The 19322-nt window shown below is 66.3% G+C and carries 21 protein-coding genes; 13 read left to right on the top strand and 8 right to left on the bottom strand.

What is annotated here, in order from left to right; translation table 11 throughout:
• Nucleotides 1–125 precede the first annotated feature (125 nt).
• The 4 genes from ACEVQ6_RS06120 (at nt 126) to ACEVQ6_RS06105 (ending at nt 3741) form a co-directional block, all read left to right on the top strand.
• Nucleotides 126–1280 carry a PQQ-dependent sugar dehydrogenase gene (locus ACEVQ6_RS06120; protein WP_374888037.1) on the top strand — a complete coding sequence of 385 codons (1155 nt, stop codon included), beginning with the start codon at nt 126–128 and terminating at the stop codon, nt 1278–1280.
• Between the two features lie 96 nt (nt 1281–1376).
• Nucleotides 1377–2273, top strand: coding sequence for a DMT family transporter (locus ACEVQ6_RS06115; protein WP_374888036.1), 897 nt, complete (start codon nt 1377–1379; stop codon nt 2271–2273).
• Nucleotides 2274–2888: 615 nt separating this feature from the next.
• A complete protein-coding gene (locus tag ACEVQ6_RS06110; protein WP_374888035.1) occupies nt 2889–3104 on the top strand; it encodes a cold-shock protein in 216 nt (71 codons plus the stop codon).
• 199 nt (nt 3105–3303) lie between these two features.
• On the top strand, nt 3304–3741 hold the full coding sequence (locus tag ACEVQ6_RS06105; protein WP_374888034.1) for a BA14K family protein: 438 nt from the start codon (nt 3304–3306) through the stop codon (nt 3739–3741).
• Nucleotides 3742–4195: 454 nt separating this feature from the next.
• Here the strand turns inward: ACEVQ6_RS06105 and ACEVQ6_RS06100 are convergent, their stop codons facing one another.
• Both ACEVQ6_RS06100 and ACEVQ6_RS06095 read right to left on the bottom strand, forming a co-directional pair.
• Nucleotides 4196–4837, bottom strand: a complete 642-nt coding sequence (locus ACEVQ6_RS06100) for an MBL fold metallo-hydrolase (protein WP_374888033.1) — start codon at nt 4835–4837, stop codon at nt 4196–4198.
• Nucleotides 4838–4872: 35 nt separating this feature from the next.
• Entirely contained in the window at nt 4873–5763 is an 891-nt protein-coding gene (locus tag ACEVQ6_RS06095; RefSeq protein WP_374888032.1) for a branched-chain amino acid aminotransferase, read from the bottom strand.
• A 248-nt stretch (nt 5764–6011) separates the two neighbouring features.
• On the opposite strand from ACEVQ6_RS06095, the gene ACEVQ6_RS06090 reads away from it, so the two are divergent.
• The 3 genes from ACEVQ6_RS06090 to ACEVQ6_RS06080 are packed head-to-tail and all read left to right on the top strand — an operon-like array spanning nt 6012 to nt 8592.
• Nucleotides 6012–6512, top strand: coding sequence for a MarR family winged helix-turn-helix transcriptional regulator (locus ACEVQ6_RS06090; protein ID WP_374888031.1), 501 nt, complete (start codon nt 6012–6014; stop codon nt 6510–6512).
• Entirely contained in the window at nt 6509–7210 is a 702-nt protein-coding gene (locus ACEVQ6_RS06085) for a response regulator (protein WP_374888030.1), read from the top strand. Before ACEVQ6_RS06090 ends, ACEVQ6_RS06085 begins: the two co-directional genes overlap by 4 nt.
• 35 nt (nt 7211–7245) lie before the next feature.
• Entirely contained in the window at nt 7246–8592 is a 1347-nt protein-coding gene (locus tag ACEVQ6_RS06080) for an ATP-binding protein (protein WP_374888218.1), read from the top strand.
• A 24-nt stretch (nt 8593–8616) separates the two neighbouring features.
• On the opposite strand, the gene ACEVQ6_RS06075 is transcribed toward ACEVQ6_RS06080, so the two are convergent.
• The 4 genes from ACEVQ6_RS06075 to ACEVQ6_RS06060 all read right to left on the bottom strand — a co-directional run bounded on the left by ACEVQ6_RS06075 (nt 8617) and on the right by ACEVQ6_RS06060 (nt 10969).
• Nucleotides 8617–8958, bottom strand: a complete 342-nt coding sequence (locus ACEVQ6_RS06075) for a tRNA-binding protein (protein ID WP_374888029.1) — start codon at nt 8956–8958, stop codon at nt 8617–8619.
• Nucleotides 8959–8962: 4 nt separating this feature from the next.
• Nucleotides 8963–9781: a pyrroline-5-carboxylate reductase gene (gene proC / locus ACEVQ6_RS06070; protein ID WP_374888028.1), complete on the bottom strand. Its 819-nt coding sequence runs from the start codon at nt 9779–9781 to the stop codon at nt 8963–8965.
• A complete protein-coding gene (locus tag ACEVQ6_RS06065; RefSeq protein ID WP_374888027.1) occupies nt 9781–10281 on the bottom strand; it encodes a type III secretion system chaperone family protein in 501 nt (166 codons plus the stop codon). The genes proC and ACEVQ6_RS06065 overlap by 1 nt, the downstream gene beginning before the upstream one ends.
• Before the next feature lie 427 nt (nt 10282–10708).
• Nucleotides 10709–10969: an accessory factor UbiK family protein gene (locus tag ACEVQ6_RS06060; RefSeq protein WP_374888026.1), complete on the bottom strand. Its 261-nt coding sequence runs from the start codon at nt 10967–10969 to the stop codon at nt 10709–10711.
• Nucleotides 10970–11160: 191 nt separating this feature from the next.
• On the opposite strand from ACEVQ6_RS06060, the gene lgt reads away from it, so the two are divergent.
• From lgt to ACEVQ6_RS06030, 6 genes are all read left to right on the top strand, one after another.
• Nucleotides 11161–12024 carry a prolipoprotein diacylglyceryl transferase gene (gene lgt, locus ACEVQ6_RS06055; protein WP_374888025.1) on the top strand — a complete coding sequence of 288 codons (864 nt, stop codon included), beginning with the start codon at nt 11161–11163 and terminating at the stop codon, nt 12022–12024.
• Entirely contained in the window at nt 12021–13115 is a 1095-nt protein-coding gene (locus ACEVQ6_RS06050; protein WP_374888024.1) for a class I SAM-dependent methyltransferase, read from the top strand. The genes lgt and ACEVQ6_RS06050 overlap by 4 nt, the downstream gene beginning before the upstream one ends.
• 234 nt (nt 13116–13349) lie before the next feature.
• Nucleotides 13350–14144 carry a peptidoglycan editing factor PgeF gene (gene pgeF / locus ACEVQ6_RS06045; RefSeq protein WP_374888023.1) on the top strand — a complete coding sequence of 265 codons (795 nt, stop codon included), beginning with the start codon at nt 13350–13352 and terminating at the stop codon, nt 14142–14144.
• Nucleotide 14145: 1 nt separating this feature from the next.
• Entirely contained in the window at nt 14146–15297 is a 1152-nt protein-coding gene (locus ACEVQ6_RS06040) for a M24 family metallopeptidase (RefSeq protein ID WP_374888022.1), read from the top strand.
• A 71-nt stretch (nt 15298–15368) separates the two neighbouring features.
• Entirely contained in the window at nt 15369–16109 is a 741-nt protein-coding gene (locus ACEVQ6_RS06035; RefSeq protein ID WP_374888021.1) for a hypothetical protein, read from the top strand.
• A gap of 209 nt (nt 16110–16318) precedes the next feature.
• Nucleotides 16319–17251: a ribose-phosphate pyrophosphokinase gene (locus ACEVQ6_RS06030; protein ID WP_374888020.1), complete on the top strand. Its 933-nt coding sequence runs from the start codon at nt 16319–16321 to the stop codon at nt 17249–17251.
• Between the two features lie 6 nt (nt 17252–17257).
• Here ACEVQ6_RS06030 and ACEVQ6_RS06025 read toward each other — a convergent pair whose 3' ends face one another.
• Both ACEVQ6_RS06025 and adh read right to left on the bottom strand, forming a co-directional pair.
• The gene (locus ACEVQ6_RS06025; protein WP_374888019.1) at nt 17258–17647 is read right to left on the bottom strand and encodes a DUF779 domain-containing protein; all 390 of its coding nucleotides are present in this window, start codon (nt 17645–17647) and stop codon (nt 17258–17260) included.
• A gap of 132 nt (nt 17648–17779) precedes the next feature.
• On the bottom strand, nt 17780–19288 hold the full coding sequence (gene adh, locus ACEVQ6_RS06020; protein ID WP_374888018.1) for an aldehyde dehydrogenase: 1509 nt from the start codon (nt 19286–19288) through the stop codon (nt 17780–17782).
• Nucleotides 19289–19322 lie beyond the last annotated feature (34 nt).

Below are 19322 nucleotides of genomic sequence, written 5' to 3'. Positions count from 1 at the left end.
GCCGGACACGCCTTAAATCGCGCACGCCGCCCTCACCCCGGATCACATGCCGTTGATCCGCCTTGCCGTCCGTTTCCTGCGCCCCACCTGATGGGCCATATGAGGACATGCAAAGGAACGGACATATGCCTGCAGGACGACACAGCACCGAGCTCCCGATCGCTCTCGCGCTTGCGGGCCTTCTCGCCGCTGCAAGCGCCACCCGCGCCGAGGAGCGCCAGTTCGAGACCCGCTCCGGCACCGTCACCGTTTCGACGCTCGCCACCGGCCTGAAGGAACCCTGGGCCGTCGAAGTGCTCCCGGACGGCGCGATGATCGTCACCGAGAAGGCGGGAGCGCTGCGGATCGTCCGCAATGGCGGCGTCTCCGCGCCGATCTCGGGCGTGCCGAAGGTGGCCACGCTCGGCCAGGGCGGTCTGCTCGACGTCGCGCTCGACCCGGACTTTGCCGAAAACCGCACGCTCTATCTTTCCATGTCGGTCGCCGGCAGCGGCGGGGCCGGCACGGCGATCGCACGCGGCACGCTTTCGGCCGATGAGCGGTCCCTCGCCAATGTGCGCGAACTGTTCCGCATGACGCCCTTCAGCCGGCGCGGCCAGCATTTCGGCTCGCGGATCGCGATCGCCGCCGACGGCACGCTGTTTTTCGGCATCGGCGACCGCGGCGACCGCAACCGCGCGCAGGACATGAAGGACCACGCCGCCTCGATCCTGCGGATCAACGCCGACGGCTCTATCCCGGCCGACAATCCCCATGCCGACGGACGAAAGGCCCTGCCGGAAATCTGGTCGAAGGGCCACCGCAACCCCCAAGGCATCGTCATCGACCGCGAGACCGGCAAGGTGATCACCGTCGAGCACGGCGCGCGTGGCGGCGACGAGGTGAACATCGCGGAGGCCGGAAAGAACTACGGCTGGCCGGTGATCACCTATGGGCGCGACTATTCGGGAAAGGAAATCGGCGAAGGTCAGGTGAAGGAAGGTTATGAACAGCCGGCCTTCTACTGGGATCCCTCGATCGCGCCCGGCGCCATCGACATCTATTACGGCCGGATGTTCCCCGAGTGGAACGGCGACCTGCTCGTCGCCGCGCTGAAATACCAGTTGCTCTCCCGCCTGGAGCGCGGCGACGACGGCAAGATCCTGGGCGAGGAACGGATGCTGAGGGGCGAGTATGGGCGCATCCGCGATGTCAAGGTGGCGCCCGACGGCGCGATCCTGATGGTCACCGACGGCAACGACGGCGCGCTGTTGCGCATGAGCCGGACGGTCGGACAGTAAGCGGGTGCCCGTCAGGGGCTTGTCGGCACCGGTCGCGGGATGATAGCGGAGCGGGCGTCGCGCCGGCGCGGCGCCGCATCCGCATCGGACCCGTCGATGACACGCATTCAGGCCAATCTTCTTCTGCTGCTTGCCGGCGCGATCTGGGGCGCGGGCTTCGTCGCCCAGTCGACCGCGATGGCGGCGATCGGTCCCTTCTGGTTCATCGGGCTGCGTTTCGCCTTGGCGAGCCTCGTCGCGCTGCCGCTCGCCTGGCGCGAGGCCCGCGCGGCGGAAAGGCCGCTCGACCGTGGCACCGTCCTCCCGTTCATCTGGATCGGCCTCGCGCTCTTTGCCGGCGCGGCGACCCAGCAGGTCGGCCTGCTGACGACGACCGTCACCGCCTCCGGCTTCCTCACCGGGCTCTATGTGGTGATCGTGCCGATCCTGACGGTGGTCTTCCTTCGCCGCCGGCCGCACTGGATCATCTGGCCGGCGGCATCGATGGCCTTCCTCGGCATTTTTCTTTTAAGCGGCGGCACGCTCTCCGGCCTGACGCCCGGCGATCTGCTGACGATCCTCTGCGCGGTGTTCTGGGCGATCCAGGTCGTGCTGATCGGCACCTTCGTCGGCCGCAGCGGCCGGCCGATGGCCCTGTCGCTCATCCAGTTCGTCGTCTCGGCCATCGGCGGCTGCGCCGCAGGCCTTCTGCTCGAGCCGCTCGACATGACCGCGATTCAGGGCGCGCTTGGCGAAATCCTCTATGCCGGCCTCTTTTCCAGCGGCCTTGCCTTCATCCTGCAGGTGGTCGGCCAGCGTCACACGACGGCGCCGCAGGCGGCGATCTTCCTGTCGAGCGAGGCGCTTTTCGCCGCCCTCTTCGGGGTCATGCTGCTCGGCGAGGTGATCACGCCGCTCGGCTATGCGGGATGCGCCATCATCTTCGCCGCGATGCTCCTCGTCGAGATCGTGCCGGAGCGCGAGGCGCGGCTGCGCGCAGGACGGGAGGCCTGACGCCGGCACGATCATCTGTCGACACCTGCCCGGTTATACTGTCCCGGAATGGAGCAGACCGGCGGGATACCGTAAAAGTTTCTTGACGATCGCCGCATTGTCTTGACCGCAGCGCCGCGATTGGCCTGAGCCGAAGCCTGAGGCCGTGCGGGTTCGTGGCTCTCGAAAAGGCGAAAGAGCGGCGGCGACGGTCGCCGGCGCCTGCCTTCAGGAGGGCAGATCCATGCTTCCGTTCAGCGATTTTCACGAATTATATCAGTGTTTTATCTATTGCGAGCCGTGCATTTGCACATCAGGGCATTTGACCGGTTTTTGAACAATGTGAAGACATCGCGGCGAATCAAAAAACTTTTGCTTGCCAATTTAAAATAAACCCATCACTCTTATTGCGTTCGGGCGATGTGCGAACGCGGGAAGACCTTGAAATATGCGTGCCGGCGACGTCAACTCTCCGGACGGCAGGATACCAGGAAGGCCTCCGGGCCGGATGGATGTCGTGCCGATGACAACAGGATCCTTTCCTCAGACGTGGATCATTGCCTGTGACCCACGCCCGCAGGGGCAAATCGTAATTGCTGCCCGCCGATGAACAGCGGCGTTAAAAGGACCTGACGCATGGCCGAAACTGGTACCGTGAAATTCTTCAATACTGAAAAGGGGTTTGGCTTCATTAAGCCCGACAATGGCGGTGCTGATATTTTCGTCCATATATCGGCCGTCCAAGCCTCCGGCCTGACGGGTCTCTCCGAGAACCAGAAGGTCAGCTTCGATACCGAGCCGGATCGTCGCGGCAAGGGTCCGAAAGCGGTCAACCTTCACGTTTCCGGCTGAGATCGCCCTGCTTCCTCGCGTCAGCGCATGCGGCACGACCGCATGACGCCGCACAGCGCGAGGAGCTTGCCTCAGACGTCCCGTCGAAGCCCGGCAATCGTCGGGCTTCGTCGTTCAGGCTGCATTCAGTCAATGCACGCTACGGTCCGCCATCATGATGCCCGGCAATTCCACCGGGCCATGCACAGGATTTGGAGCCATGAACAAGTTCATCAAGGCGGTCGTTCTGTCGGCGCTGGCGACGGCGACGGTTCTTCCCACGCTTTCGGTCGTCCATGCCGACGACCGCTATCGCCCGCGCCGCATCCATCGCCACCACGGTGGCGGCGATGCGGTGGCGCTCGGCGCCCTCGGTCTTGCGACCGGCGTGATCATCGGCGGCGCCATCGCGTCGCAGCCGCGCGAGCGGGTCTATACCGAGCGAGTCTATGTCGATCCCGAGCCCGAATACTACGAGCCGGCGCCGGTCTATCGCCGCCCGCCGCCGCGCCGGGTCGTGGTCGAAACCTACGGCACGCTCGAGCCCTGGACGCGCGAATGGTACAATTATTGCGCCGACCGCTACCGGTCCTTCAATCCGCGCACCGGCACCTTCCGCGGCTATGACGGCCGCGCCTATTTCTGCACCGCCGGCTGAACCGCCGCGATCCTGTCGTGGGAAAGGGCACGCCATGGCGTGCCCTTTTTCATGTCGGGAACCGGTTGCCGGGGCTTGACGCCGAAAAGCACGCACGAGACATCGCGCGAGAAGACGCCAAACCGGCCCGGGCAAGGGTTCGAGGATGTCGGGAACGGTCAAGGTGCCCTGCCCCACTCGATGTCGCCGAGTGAGGATGGATCATCGGCGTGCGCAGACCCGCGATCCCTCAAGCATCGCTTATTGAAGGGCGCCGCGGTCTTACGGGAGGGCTTGCGTGAAAGCCGAGACCCGAGGCGTAGCAGCGAACTCGGAAAAACCGCGACCGCCCCAAAGCGTATCGCGCTCTTTCAGATTCGCTCTTACCCTTGAGGTTTTTGTTTTTACGCGTGTCTTTTCGCAAAACCGCTGCACACCTTCGCGAGACACGCTCTAGGATCGGGCGTAATCGCCCTCAAAGCCCGCGCAGGTAGGGGTTGGTGCGCCGTTCCTCGCCGATCTGGCCGCCGGGGCCATGCCCGCAGATGAAGCCGACCGTGTCGCCGAGCGGCAGGATCTTGTCCCGGATCGAATCGAGCAACTGGTGATGGTTGCCGCCCGGAAGGTCGGTGCGGCCGATGGAGCCGTGGAACAGGACGTCGCCGACATGGGCGAAACCCTGGGCACGATGGTAATAGACGACATGGCCGGGCGCATGGCCCGGGCAATGCAGCACCTCGAACACATGATCGCCGAAGCCGACCGTGTCGCCCTCCTCCAGCCAGCGGTCGGGCACGACATTCTGCACCGTCATCGCCAGGCCGAAGCGCTCCGCCTGCGCTTCGAGCCGTTCCAGCAGCGGCAGGTCGTCCCGGTGCGGCCCGACGATCTCGACGCCGAGCGCATCCTTCAGTTCCTTGGCGCCCCCGGCATGGTCGATATGGCCATGGGTGATCCAGATCGCCTGCACGGCGATGCCATTCTCGCGCACGGTCTGCAGGATGACCTCGACATCGCCGCCGGGATCGACGACCACGCCCTCCCGCGTCTCCGAATCGAACAGAACGGTGCAGTTCTGCTGGAAATGGGTCACCGGTATGATTCCAGCCTGCAGCATGCCCTGTTCCTCAATAAGCCTCGGGGATGAGGGGATCACTCGGCGGCGGCTGCGACCGGATGGACTTCCTTCATATAGTCGTTCATCAGCGTCTCGCTGATCGTCGCCGGCGTGAAGCGATAGGGGCCGATCTCCGACACCGGCGTCACCTCGGCGGCCGAGCCGGTCAGGAAGCATTCGGAGAAGGACGGCAGTTCCTCCGGCGTGATGGCGCGCTCGACGACCTCGATGCCGCGGCGGCGGGCAAGTTCGATCACCGTCTGCCGCGTCAGGCCGTTGAGGAAGCAGTCCGGCACCGGCGTGTGCAGCACGCCGTCCCTGACGAAGAAGATGTTGGCGCCCGTCGCCTCGGCGACAAGACCGCGATAGTCGAGCATCATCGCGTCCGCATAGCCCTTGGCTTCCGCCGCATGCTTGGAGATGGTGCAGATCATGTAGAGGCCGGCCGCCTTCGAGGCGCAGGGTGCCGTGCGCGGGTCCGGACGGCGATACTCGGCGATGTCGAGGCGGATACCCTTCAGCTTCTCTGCCGGGTTGAAGTAGCTGCCCCACTGCCAGATGGCGATGGCGACGTTGATGCGGTTGTGCTGGGCGGAAACCCCCATCATCTCGCTGCCGCGCCAGGCGATCGGGCGGACATAGGCCTCTGAGAAGCCCTGGCGCCGCAGGAGCTCGATGCTCGCCGCGTCGAGCGCCTCGACGCTGTAGGGGATGGTGAAGCCGAGGATCTCGGCGGAGGCGTGCAGGCGGCGATTGTGCTCGGTCAGCTTGAAGATCCGCCCGCCATAGGCGCGCTCGCCCTCGAACACGGCGCTCGCATAATGCAGCCCATGGGTCAGCACATGGATCTTCGCGTCCTTCCACGGCACGAAGGCGCCGTTGAACCAGATCTCGCCATCCAGTTGATCGAAGGGAATGCTCGCCATCCTTATGCTCCTCCGGCGTCGTTGCGCCCTGTTCATCCGGCGTCCGCGCACCAGCGTCGCGATCGCTGCCCGCGCCATTTTCGCAATCGCGCATTGGCGGAAAGGTCGCGACCGCCTATTTTGCAGTGACGCCGAATATCGGGCTTTTTCGGGTCGCGACGCTATCAATCGCGACAAAATATGTCAATAAAGCTGACATATCTTTTCGTTTGTGTCGCCCGCGGCAGTTTGGTGGAAAGGACGAGTGCGTGAAGCGTGAGGGAAGCGACGTGGAGGGCGGAAAGACGCCGCCTGCCGGTGATCCGATCGATTTCGAGATCATCGAACTGTTTTTCTTCGCCTATCGCGACTTCACATCCGATCCGGACGCCATCCTGGAGACGCGCGGCTTCGGCCGCGCCCATCACCGGGTCGTCCATTTCGTCGACCGGGAGCCGGGCATGACGGTGGCCGACCTGCTGGAGACGCTGAAGATCACCAAGCAGAGCCTGGCGCGGGTGCTGAAGCAGCTGATCGATTCCGACTATATCCGGCAGGTCGCGGGGCCTGAGGACCGCCGCCAGCGCCAGCTCTTCACCACGGACAAGGGCAAGGCGCTCGCCCGCGCGCTTGCCGAGCCGCAATCGCGCCGCATCGCGCGCGCATTGGCGGCCACGGGTCCGCAGATGCGCGACACGGTCAAGCGTTTCCTGGAAAGCATGCGCAATCCGCAGGACGAGGCAGAGCGGAGGAGGCCCGACGCCCGATGAGCAAGACCGTTCCCATGGCCGACGACGCGGCCCATCTTCTGATCGTCGACGACGACCGCCGCATCCGCGACCTCCTGAACCGCTACCTCGCCGAAAAGGGGTTTCGCGTGACCTCGGCGGCGGACGCGGCGGAAGCGCGCCGCAAGCTGGAGGGTCTGGATTTCGATCTCCTGATCGTCGACGTGATGATGCCGGGCGAGAACGGCATGTCGCTGACCCGCAGCCTGCGCGGCGGCAAATCCGTGCCGATCATCCTGCTCACCGCGCGCGCCGAGCAGGAGGCGCGCATCGAGGGGCTCGAATCGGGCGCGGACGACTATGTCGCCAAGCCCTTCGACCCGCGCGAACTCGTGCTCAGGATCAACAACATCCTGCGCCGCAACGCGCAGCAGCAGCAACCGAAGGTCGACCAGGTGATCTTCGGCCCCTACACCTTCTCCGTCGTCAAGCGGGAGCTGCGGCGCGGCGCCGACCACATCCGCCTTACCGATCGCGAGCAGGACATCATGATGATGTTCTCGCAGCGCGCCGGCGAGACGATCGCCCGCCACGAACTCGTCGCCGACGATGTCGACGTCGGCGAGCGGACCATCGACGTGCAGATCAACCGGCTGAGGCGCAAGATCGAGGACGATCCCTCCAATCCCGTCTTCCTGCAGACGGTGCGGGGCATCGGCTACCGGCTGAGCGTCGACTGACCATGGCGCTGATCGGGGGCGGCGTGATCGGCAGGATGTTCGGCGGCGAGGCGCGCCGGCGCGCCGGGCGGTTTCTGCGCCGCCACCTGCCGATCGGCCTTTATGCCCGCTCGCTGCTGATCGTCATCATCCCCATGGTCCTGCTGCAATCCGTCGTCGCCTTCGTCTTCATGGAGCGGCACTGGCAGATGGTGACCGAGCGGCTGTCGGCCGCCGTCACCAGCGACATCGCAGCCCTGATCGACCTGATCGCGCGCGAGCCGGAGGGAAGCGACCATTCCGCCATCAGCCGCATCGCCAGCGAGCGGCTGAACCTCAACATCTCGGTCGACCCCGCGGGCGAGCTGCCGGCACCCCGGCCGAAGCCCTTCTTCGACATTCTCGACGAGACGCTTTCCGACCAGATCTCGCGTCAGATCCGCCTGCCCTACTGGATCGACACGGTCGGCAACTCGAAGATCGTCGAGATCCGCATACGGCTCGAAGGCGGCGAGATCCTGCGCATCTATGCGCGGCGCAGCCAGACCTACGCGTCGAACACCCATATCTTCCTCGCCTGGATGGTCGGGGCGTCCCTGGTGCTGCTCACCATCGCCATCCTCTTCCTGCGCGGCCAGATCCGTCCGATCGTCGCCTTGGCGGAGGCCGCCGAACGGTTCGGCAAGGGGCAGAAGATGGAGGACTTCTCGCCGCGCGGCGCCGTGGAGATCAGGCGGGCCGGCTTCGCCTTCATCAAGATGCGCGAACGCATCGAGCGCCAGATCGAGCAGCGCACCGCGATGCTGAGCGGCGTCAGCCACGACCTGCGCACCATCCTGACGCGCTTCAAGCTGCAGCTCGCGCTCGCCGGCGACCATCCGGACCTCGACGGCCTCAACCAGGACGTCGACGACATGCAGGCGATGCTGGAAGGCTATCTCGCCTTCGCCAGGGGCGCGGCCGAGGAGGATGTCGGTCAGCTCCGGCTGACGGAGCTGCTGGCGCGCTTCGAAGCGGAAGCGGACCTCGCCGGAAAGGTGCTGAGCGTGGCGATGGAAGGGTCGGACGCCATTCTCGTGCGGCCGAACGCCTTCACACGCCTCGTCACCAACATCGTCTCCAACGCGCTTCGCTATGCGCGCACCGTGCGCATCGATGCGCGCCACGGCGCCAAATGGCTGACGGTCACCATCGACGACGATGGGCCGGGCATTCCGGCGGACAATCGCGACGACGTGTTCAAGCCCTTTTTCCGCCTCGACGAGGCACGCAATCTCGACAGTTCGGGGACAGGCCTCGGCCTGTCCATCGCCCGCGACATCGCCCGCAGCCATGGCGGCGATGTCACGCTCGCCGACAGTCCGCTCGGCGGCCTGCGCGCGGTCATCCGCGTGCCGGCCTGAATCGGAAGTGACGGATTTTCAGGATCAGAACAGCTTCTTCCCGTTCGGCACGTTCCGCTCGGGCGAAACGAGGACGACCTCGCCCGTCGCATCGGCGAGGCCGAGCGTCAGCACCTCCGAACGGAAGGGCCCGATCTGGCGCGGCGGAAAGTTGACGACGCCGAGCACCTGCCGCCCGACGAGGTCGGCGGCGGCATAGTGGCCTGTGATCTGGGCCGAGGACCTGCGCGTGCCGATCTCGGGGCCGAAATCGATCACCAGCTTGTAGGCGGGCTTGCGGGCCTCGGGAAAGTCGAGGACCTCGAGGATGGTGCCGACGCGAATGTCGACCCGTTCGAAATCGGCATAGGTGATGGTGTCCGCCATGGTCTCAGCCGGCCAGGTCCTCGGCGCGCTGGCGCGCGGCCGCGATCGCCTTGTCGAACAGGGGCTGCATGCCGTCCTCGGCCATCAGGACCGAAAGCGCCGCCGCCGTCGTGCCCCCGGGCGAGGTCACGTTCTGGCGCAGCCGCGAAGCGTCGTCCCGGGACTGGTGCAGGAGTTCACCAGCCCCGGCGACAGTTTCCCGTGCAAGACGCATGGCGAGGTCCGCCTGAAGACCGGCCTTGCGGCCGGCCTCCGCCATGCACTCGACGAGATAGAAAACATAGGCAGGGCCGCTGCCGGAGACGGCGGTGACGGCATCGATGTCCGCCTCCGTGCCGACCCATTCGACCGGACCGCTGACCTTCAGGAGATCGTTGACGGCGTCGCGCTGCTCCTCCGTGACGGAGGGATTGGCGAAGGCGCCGGTGACGCCGCGCCCGATCATCGCCGGCGTGTTCGGCATGGCGCGCACCATGGCGCTAGCACCGAGGTGACGTTCGAGAAAGGCGAGCGTCCTGCCGGCGGCGACCGATACCACGACGGTGCCGGGTCCGACCAAGGGGACGAGCGGCGGCAGAACCGCCTCCATCACCTGCGGCTTCACGGCGAGGAACAGGACGGCGGCCGTCACGCCCTCCGGCACGGCCGTCGCGTGGCCGACGCCGCTCTCGGCGATCAGTTTCGCCATGGCCGGCGGCGGGCCGGGATCGATCACCAGCATGTCCGCGCCGGAGAGCCCGCTCTTCAGCCAGCCCGACAGCATCGCCCCGCCCATGTTGCCGGCACCGACGAGAACGACGGGCCCCGAAAGCCTTGATGCCATCACGCCTGCCCGACCGTTTCGAACATGGCGACGTTCACCGCGCCTTCGGCGTCCATGCCGGACCAGACGACGAACTGGAACGCCTGGAAATAGGCCTCGCAGGCATCGAGCGCGCTCGACAGCAGCACCTCGACCTGCTGGTTGGTCGGCTCGGCGCCGCCGGCGAGCAGCAGCGACTGGCGGAAGATCACGACGTCCTCCTGCCGCCAGAGATCGAAATGGCCCATCAGCACCTGACCGTTGATGTGCGACAGGAGCCGGATGACCTCGTTGACGCGGGCCTCCGGAACCTTGATGTCGAAGGCACAGGCGAGATGCAGCGCCTCGAACTCCTCCATCCAGGAGAAGGAGACGTGATAGTCCGTCCAGCGCCCCTCGACGGTCATGGCGATCTCGTCCTCGCCGGAACGTTCGAAGCACCAGTCATTGTTGGCAGCAACGAACTCGATCATGTCGACCGGGTTCGACTGACGCTCCACGTCCATTCCCATCAGGCTCATGCACCACTCCAAAGCCGGCAAAAAATGCCCGTCCCCGCGCTTTCGCGCGACGGTCGCAATACCACTCAAACACCGGAACAATCGACGATCTGACGCTCGGCAGCGGCACCATCCTGACAAGCGGAGCCTGCCTGGAGCTTGCGTGACCCGTTCCGAATCATCATTTAAAATCAGTGTATAATGGCTGAGTCGCGCTGCCATCCCCCTGCCGCGCATTTTGCCGTGGAGGACGTTTTCAGCGGTTCTCAAACTGATTCAGGGCTTGAATCTAAATGATTCACCCGTAAGGACTTTTTGAAGCTTTCCACAGGTGGAAAACTTTTTTGCCCGCACCTTTGGCAAGGGCCGAAAGAGGCTTGAAAAACAAGCGCGCGGGCAGCATCCGCCACCCGCGCGCCGGCGCAACGCTTGTGTGATTTCAGGACGGTCAGGACGCCTGGCCGGCGATCTTCGCCTCCAGCGCGGCGATGCGGGCGGCAAGCACGTCGTTTTCCTCGCGCGCCTTCACCGCCATGTCGCGCACGGCCTCGAAATCCTCGCGGCGGACGACGTCCATCGAGTTCAGCACGCGCTCGGCCTGCGCCCGGAAGGCCGTCTCCATTTCCCGGCGCACACCCTGCGCGGCACCGGCGGCATCCGTCATCAGCTTGGCAAAGTCGTCGAGAATGCGGTTCGTGCCCGTCGTCATCGTCCTGGCCTCCATTGATCGTGGCGGACCGGACGCTATGTCCAGCCTTGCCCCTGAGGTAGGAGACGGGATCCCCCGATGCAAGGAAAAAGGCGCCAATCAGCTGTTGACGCCCGGGCCCCCCGCTTGACCGGCTCAAGGCCGGACGCCATGGTCCGGAACCCGATGTTTGCTCAGGATTTTCCGACAACGTGACCCATCTCGCCGGCCTTCTCGCCATCCTGCCCTTCCCGCAGATCGACCCGATCGCCTTCGCCGTCGGGCCGTTGGCCGTGCACTGGTACGGGCTTGCCTATGTCGCGGGCATCCTGCTCGGCTGGTTCTACGCACGCCGGCTTCTCGCCGATCCCCGCCTGTGGCCGGAAGGCAAGGCGGCGATGACGCTGACGGAGATCGACGACGTCATCTTCTGGATCGCGGCCGGCATCGTGGGCGGCGGGCGGATCGGTTACATCCTCTTTTATGATTTTGCCGCCGTCGCCGCCAATCCGCTGCGCGCCTTCGAGATCTGGAACGGCGGCATGTCGTTCCATGGCGGCTTGATCGGCACGACCCTCGCCATGATTCTCTTTTCCCGGAAGCGCGGCATCCGCCCGCTGAGCCTGTTCGATGTCGTCGCCGCCGTGGTGCCGATCGGCCTCCTCTTCGGCAGGCTCGCCAACTTCATCAACGGCGAGCTCTGGGGCCGGCTCTCCTCGGCGCCCTGGGCGGTGATCTTTCCCGGCGCCGGTCCCTTCGCCCGCCATCCGAGCCAGCTCTACGAGGCGGCGCTGGAAGGACTGTTCCTCCTCGCCCTGCTCGCCTTCCTCATCTATCGGCGCGGCGCCCTCGCCAGGCCGGGCCTCGTCAGCGGCACCTTCATCCTCGTCTATGCGTCGGCGCGCATCTTCGTCGAGTTCTTCCGCGAGCCGGACGCGCAGCTCGGCTATCTCGCCGGCGGCTGGCTGACCATGGGCATGCTCCTCTCCCTGCCGATGGCGCTGCTCGGCATCGGCCTCATTCTCCGCGCGAGGCGCAACGGCGTCCAGCCGAACGACAGGCAGGCGCTGCCATGACCACACCGCTTGCCGAGAAGATCAAGGCGATCATCCGCGCCCAGGGCCCGATCAGCATCACCGACTATTTCTCGCTCTGCCTCGCCGATCCCGAGCACGGCTACTACAAGACGCGGGAGCCTTTCGGGCGGGAGGGCGACTTCACCACCGCTCCCGAGATCAGCCAGCTGTTCGGCGAGATGCTCGGCGTCTTCTTCATCCATGCCTGGCAGCGCCATGGCGCGCCCGTCCCGGTGTCCCTCGCCGAGATCGGTCCCGGCCGCGGCACGATGATGTCGGACATGCTGCGCGTCATTGCCCGCGCCGCGCCGGCGCTCTACGAGGCGCTCGACGTCCATCTGGTCGAGACGAGCGCGCGGCTGCGCCGGATCCAGACGCAGACGCTGGTGGCGCACAAGTACAAGATCGCCTGGCACGACAGTTTCGACACGCTGCCACAGAACTTCCTGCTTCTTGCCGCCAACGAGCTGTTCGATGCGATCCCGATCCGCCAGTTCGTCCAGACGGAATTCGGCTTCCGCGAACGCCTCGTCGGGCTCGACGCGGAGGGCGCGCTGACCTTCGCCGCCGGCGTCGCCTCTCTCGACCCCGACCTCCTGCCGCAGCCGGCGGCCCGCGTTCCGGTCGGCACCCTCTTCGAATACGCGCCCGCGCGCGACGCCGTGATGGCGGCGATCGCCGCCCATATCCGCAGGACCGGCGGCACCGCGCTCATCATCGACTACGGGCATCTGGCGACCGGGTTCGGCGACACGCTGCAGGCCGTGCGCGAGCACCAGTACGATCCGCCGCTCGCCCATCCCGGCGAGGCGGACCTGACGAGCCATGTGGATTTCGAAATGCTGGCGCGCCGTGCGGCGACGGAAGGGTTGCGGATCAACGGCCTCGTCCGGCAGGGCGATTTCCTCGTCGCCCTCGGCCTGATCGAGCGCGCCTCCGCGCTCGGCAACGACAAGGACGCGATCACGCAGGAAACGATCCGGCTCGGGGTCGAGAGGCTCGCGGGTGCCGGCGTCGGTAAGATGGGCGAGCTCTTCAAGGTGCTCGCCATCAGCAGCCCCGGCGTCGATCTCGTGCCGTTCCAGAAATGAGCGCCCATGCGGGCGTCATTGACAGCCGGGAGAACGGACGCCACCATCGTGCCCACGCCGCGACGGCGTCCCGACCGGGGCATTCCGCCTCGCGCGTCCCACAAGAGACGCGACAGAGCGCCTGCCGCGATGCGTTCCTTGGCGGGCCATGGCCGGTCGCCCCGGACAGGCAGACGATGCGTTCGCGTTCCGGGACCGCCTGCGCCCGCCCCTGACGGAAGGAAGACCCTGCCGATGACCTCCGACGCTCCGCCGCCTCTGCCGATCGAAAGCCCGAGCCTGGGCGTCCTGGCGCCGGGCGTGGCCCACGGCTACTTCACCCGCCGCGGCGGCCTCTCGCAGGGGATCTATGAAAGCCTCAATGTCGGGGTCGGCTCCAGGGACGATCCGGACCGGGTCGCCGCGAACCGGGCCCGCGTCGCCGCCCGCTTCGGGCTTTCACCCGACCGGCTTGCGACCGTGCATCAGGTCCACTCCCCCGATGTCGTGACGGTGACGCCGGAAAACCGGGCGGAACGACCGCAGGCGGATGCGATGGTGACGCGCCTACCCGGAATCGTCCTCGGCGTGCTCTCCGCCGATTGCGGTCCGATCCTCTTCGCAGACGCGCAGGCCCGCGTCATCGGCGCCGCCCATGCCGGATGGAAGGGGGCGCTGACCGGCGTGCTGGAGAACACGATTGCCGCGATGGTCGCGCTCGGCGCGCGGCGCGATGCCATCCATGCCTGCCTCGGTCCCTCGATCACCCAGCCGAACTACGAGGTTGGCGCCGAATTCGTCGAACGCTTCGTTGTGCACGACCCCGGCTACGCGGCCTTCTTCACGCCGTCGCCACGGCCCGGCCATGCCTTGTTCGACCTGCCGGGGCTGACGCTTCACCGCCTGCGCGCCGCAGGCGTCACGGCGAGCGACCTCGGGCTCTGCACCTATGCGGAGGAGGACCGGTTCTTCTCCTATCGGCGCACGACCCACAGAGGCGAGCCGGACTACGGCCGGCAGATATCCGCCATCGCGCTCCGGGAGGCCTGACATGGCGCTGCACTTCACCCAGGACGAATACGAGGCCCGCCTTGGCCGCCTGACGGCGGCGATGCGGGCCGAGAAGCTCGACGCCGTTCTGCTCTTCGCGCAGGAGAGCATGTACTGGCTGACGGGGTACGACACGTTCGGCTTCTGCTTCTTCCAGACCCTCGTCGTCACGGCGGATGGCGGCATGGTCCTGCTCACCCGCTCGCCCGACCTGCGCCAGGCCCGCCATACGTCGAACATCGAGACGATCCAGATCTGGATCGACCGGGCCAATGCCGACCCGACGATGGACCTCAAGAACCTGCTGAGCGACCTCGACCTGCTCGGCGCGCGCATCGGCGTCGAATACGACACCCACGGCATGACCGGCCATGTCGCGCGGCTGATCGACAACCAGTTGAGCACCTTCGGCACGCTCGTCGACGCCTCCTCCCTCGTCAGCCGGCTGCGGCTGGTGAAGAGCCCGGCCGAGATCGCCCATATCGAGACCGCCGCCGCCCTTGCCGACGCCGCGCTCGACGCGGCGCTGCCGCTGATCCGTCCCGGCGCCGGCGAGGCGGACATTCTCGCGGCGATGCAGGCCGCGGTGCTGTCGCGCGGCGGCGACTATCCCGCCAACCCCTTCGTCATCGGCTCGGGCGCGGATGCGCTGCTGATCCGCTACAAGTCGGGCCGCCGCATGCTCGACACGCAGGACCAGCTGACGCTCGAATGGGCGGGCGCCAGCGCGCATTACCACGCGGCGATGATGCGCACGATCGCCATCGGCACGCCGTCGAACCGCCAGCGCGAACTCTACAGCGCCTGCCGGGAGACGATCCAGGCGATCGAGATGGTGCTGCGTCCCGGCCATACGTTCGGCACCGTCTTCGACGTGCATGCGCGCATGATGGAGGAACGCGGCCTCGCCAAGCACCGGCTGAACACCTGCGGCTATTCGCTCGGCGCCCGCTTCGCACCGTCCTGGATGGAGCACCAGATGTTCCATGCCGGCAATCCCCAGGAGATCGCGGCGGACATGTCCCTCTTCGTCCACGTCATCGTCGTGGATTCCGACAGCGGCGCGGCGATGATGCTCGGCCAGACCTACCTGACGACCGGCGATTCGCCGCGGCCGCTCTCGCGCTTCGGGCTCGATGCGATCGCGCTGTGAGCCCTCGCGATTGACAGCGGCCGCCGCCGCTTCGTAAAACCGGCGAGGAAAGCGGCGCTGGAGGACTGGGAATGCCGAAGCGGATCCTCGCGATCCTGGCACTTGTCGCGACGGGCGTCCTGGCGGCCGGCTGCAACAGCACGGACGCCCTGACACCGCAGGTCGATGTCGGCAGCGGCGTCTCCACTCCGGTGACCCAGGCGGACACGGAGCGGATGGCGAGCGAACCCGGCACCACGGTCGGCCGGCAGGACCTGCCGCCGGCGACGGATACGGCGGGAGGGAGGCCGCAACGCCCGATCGCGCGCGGCGCCGACCCCACCTTCCGCGACGGGCCCGGAACGCTCGACGGCCAGGCGGCCGCCCTCGCAAGAGGCGATGCGCAGCCGGCGGCGACACCGCAACGGACAAACCCCGCCCCCACAGCGGCGGCACCGGCCGAGAGCAGCGAGACCATCCGCTTCCTGCCGATCATCGGGGCGCCGGTCGAGGCCGTCACGCCGCTTTCGCGACAGCTCGGCGCCGATGCGCGCGCGGCGGGGCTGACGATCCGCGGCGCCTCGGACGGCGCCAGCCGGCACATGCTGAAGGGCTATTTCTCCGCGCTTTCGGACGGCGGCAAGACCACGATCGTCTATGTCTGGGACGTGCTCGACGCGTCGGGCAACCGGCTGCACCGCATCCAGGGCCAGGACACGGCGGGACCGGCCTCGTCCAACCCCTGGTCCGGCGTGCCGGCCGACACGATGCGCGCCATCGCGACGAAGACGATCGCCGACTATGTCGCCTGGAAAAACGGCCGCGCAGGCTGATCGTGGCGTGCCGGGGACAGGCCATTAATCTTTTCCGGATAAAGCAGACCGTGCCGGATCTGGCCACTTGCATTCGAAACGCGGGGCGGTAAAAAGCGCCTCAGCCCCGGATGACCGGTGCCGTTCCGGGCCTTACGAAGTCGCGCATACGCTATCCTCCGGGGATGACAGCCGGATGATGATGAGGCGCCAGCACAGGCGGACCATCGATGAAGGTTTTCGCAGGCAATTCGAACAGGCTCCTCGCCGAAGCGATCTGCAACTATCTGAAATTGCCCCTCGGCCGGGCCTCCGTCCGGCGCTTTGCCGACCAGGAAATCTTCGTCGAAATCCAGGAGAACGTGCGCGGCGAGGACGTCTTCGTCGTCCAGTCGACCTCGTTCCCGACGAACGACCACCTGATGGAACTCCTGATCATGATCGACGCCATGCGCCGCTCCTCGGCGCGGCGCATCACCGCCGTCATCCCCTATTTCGGCTATGCCCGGCAGGACCGCAAGCCCGGCCCGCGCACGCCGATCTCGGCGAAGCTCGTCGCCAACCTCATCACCGAGGCCGGCGCCGACCGGGTGCTGACGATGGACCTGCATGCCGGCCAGATCCAGGGCTTCTTCGACATCCCGACCGACAATCTCTATGCCGTGCCGATCCTGTCGCGCGACATCAAGGAGCATTACGACCTGAAGAACGTCACGGTCGTCTCGCCCGATGTCGGCGGCGTGGTGCGCGCCCGCGCGCTTGCGAAACGGCTCGACTGTCTTCTCGCCATCGTCGACAAGCGCCGCGACAGGCCCGGCGAATCCGAGGTCATGAACATCATCGGCGAGGTCGAGGGCAAGGACTGCCTGCTGATCGACGACATCGTCGATTCCGGCGGCACGCTCTGCAACGCCGCGGAGGCGCTACTGGCGAACGGCGCGACCAGCGTCACCGCCTATATCACCCATGGCGTGCTGTCGGGCGGCGCGGTCGCCCGCGTCACCGCCTCCAAGCTCAAGGAACTGGTGATCACCGATTCCATCCAGCCGACAGGCGCGGTGCTTTCCGCCCACAATATCCGCGTGATCTCGACCGCCAACCTGATCGGCGAGGCGATCAACCGCACCAGCGCGGAAGAGTCGGTCTCAAGCCTCTTCGACTGAGCGTCCTCAGCGCGCCGCAGCACCCTGCGGAACGGCGCAGGCCTCGCCGCCGCCGAAGAGGCGCGACCGGGTGAGGAAGCGGCGCTCGCGGCCGTTGTCGAGCGAGAACATGCCGCCGCGCCCCGGCACGACGTCGAGAATGAGTTGCGTGTGCTTCCAGACCTCGAACTGGCTGGCGCTGATATAGACCGGCACGCCCCCGACCTCGCCGAGCTTCACGTCCCTGTCGCCGACGATGTAATCGTCCTTCGGATAGCACATCGGCGAGGAGCCGTCGCAGCAGCCGCCGGACTGGTGGAACAGGATCTCGGGATGATCCTGTTGAATGTCGCGGATGAAGGCGAGCGCCTCTTCCGTCGCCAGCACCCGCGGCTCGCCGTTGACCGTCTGGTCCATTCTCCTGTCCTCCCTGGTTTCGTTTCGTTTGCGGACGGGCCGATCCTGCGACACCCGCATCCCTTCATGACAAAAAGGCTCCCGGCACGAGGCCGGGAGCCGGGACGGCGGGTCCTGGAGGCTTTCCGCCGGTCAGAAGAAGCCGAGCTTCTTCGGGGAGTAGCTGACCAGCATGTTCTTCGTCTGCTGGTAATGGTCGAGCATCATCTTGTGGGTCTCGCGGCCGATGCCGGACTGCTTGTAGCCGCCGAAGGCGGCATGGGCCGGATAGGCATGGTAGCAGTTGGTCCACACGCGGCCGGCCTGGATGTTGCGGCCGAAGTGGTAGGCGCGGCTGCCGTCACGGGTCCAAACACCGGCGCCGAGGCCGTAAAGCGTGTCGTTGGCGATCTCCAGCGCCTCGTCGTCGTCCTTGAAGGTGGTGACCGAGACGACCGGCCCGAAGATCTCCTCCTGGAAGACGCGCATCTTGTTGTGGCCGCGCAACACGGTCGGCTTGACGTAGAAGCCGCCGGCAAGGTCGCCCTCGAACACGTTGCGCTCGCCGCCGGTCAGCACTTCGGCGCCTTCCTGCCGGCCGATGTCAAAATAGGAGAGGATCTTTTCGAGCTGCTCGTTGGAGGCCTGCGCGCCAATCATCGTCGAGAGGTCGAGCGGGCTGCCCTGCTTGATCGCCTCGACCCGCTTCAGCGCCTTTTCCATGAAGCGGTCGTAGATCTTCTCATGCACCAGCGCGCGGCTCGGGCAGGTGCAGACCTCGCCCTGGTTGAGCGCGAACATGGTGAAGCCCTCGAGCGCCTTGTCGAGGAAATCGTCGTCCTCGGCCATCACGTCGGAGAAGAAGATGTTCGGCGACTTGCCGCCGAGTTCGAGCGTGACGGGGATCAGGTTCTGGCTGGCATACTGCATGATCAGCCGGCCCGTGGTCGTCTCGCCGGTGAAGGCGATCTTGGCGATGCGCGGGCTGGACGCCAGCGGCTTGCCGGCCTCGAGGCCGAAGCCGTTAACGACGTTGAGAACGCCCGGCGGCAGAAGGTCGCCGATCACCTCGAGCAGCACATGGATCGAGGCCGGCGTCTGCTCGGCCGGCTTCAGCACGACGCAGTTGCCCGCCGCGAGCGCCGGCGCGAGCTTCCACACCGCCATCAGGATCGGAAAGTTCCACGGAATGATCTGGCCGACGACGCCGAGCGGCTCGTGGAAGTGATAGGCGATCGTCTCGTGGTCGATCTCGCTGATCGCGCCTTCCTGGGCACGGACGCAGGAGGCGAAGTAGCGGAAATGGTCGATGGCGAGCGGGATGTCGGCGGCGGTCGTCTCGCGCAGCGGCTTGCCGTTGTCCCAGGTCTCGGCGAGCGCGAGGCGGTCGAGATTGTCCTCCATGCGCTGGGCGATCTTCAGCAGGATGTTGGCCCGTTCGGTCGTCGACGTCCGGCCCCATTTTTCTTTCGCGGCATGGGCGGCATCAAGCGCCAGCTCGACATCGGCGGCCTCGGAGCGGGCGATCTGGCACAGAACGCCGCCGGTGACCGGCGTGGTATTGTCGAAGTAACGGCCGGAGACCGGCTCGCGCCATTCACCACCGATGAAGTTTCCATACCTCTGCTTGAAGGGGTTTTCGACGATCTTCTGATGCAACATGAACAATTCCTCCCAGAGAACACAGTCTCGACCG

It is taken from the genome of Ensifer soli (genome assembly GCF_041928815.1).
Lineage (GTDB): Bacteria > Pseudomonadota > Alphaproteobacteria > Rhizobiales > Rhizobiaceae > JBHFEI01.
The sequence above is the reverse complement of the archived record's forward strand: the minus strand, read 5'-3'. Positions and strand labels throughout refer to the sequence as shown.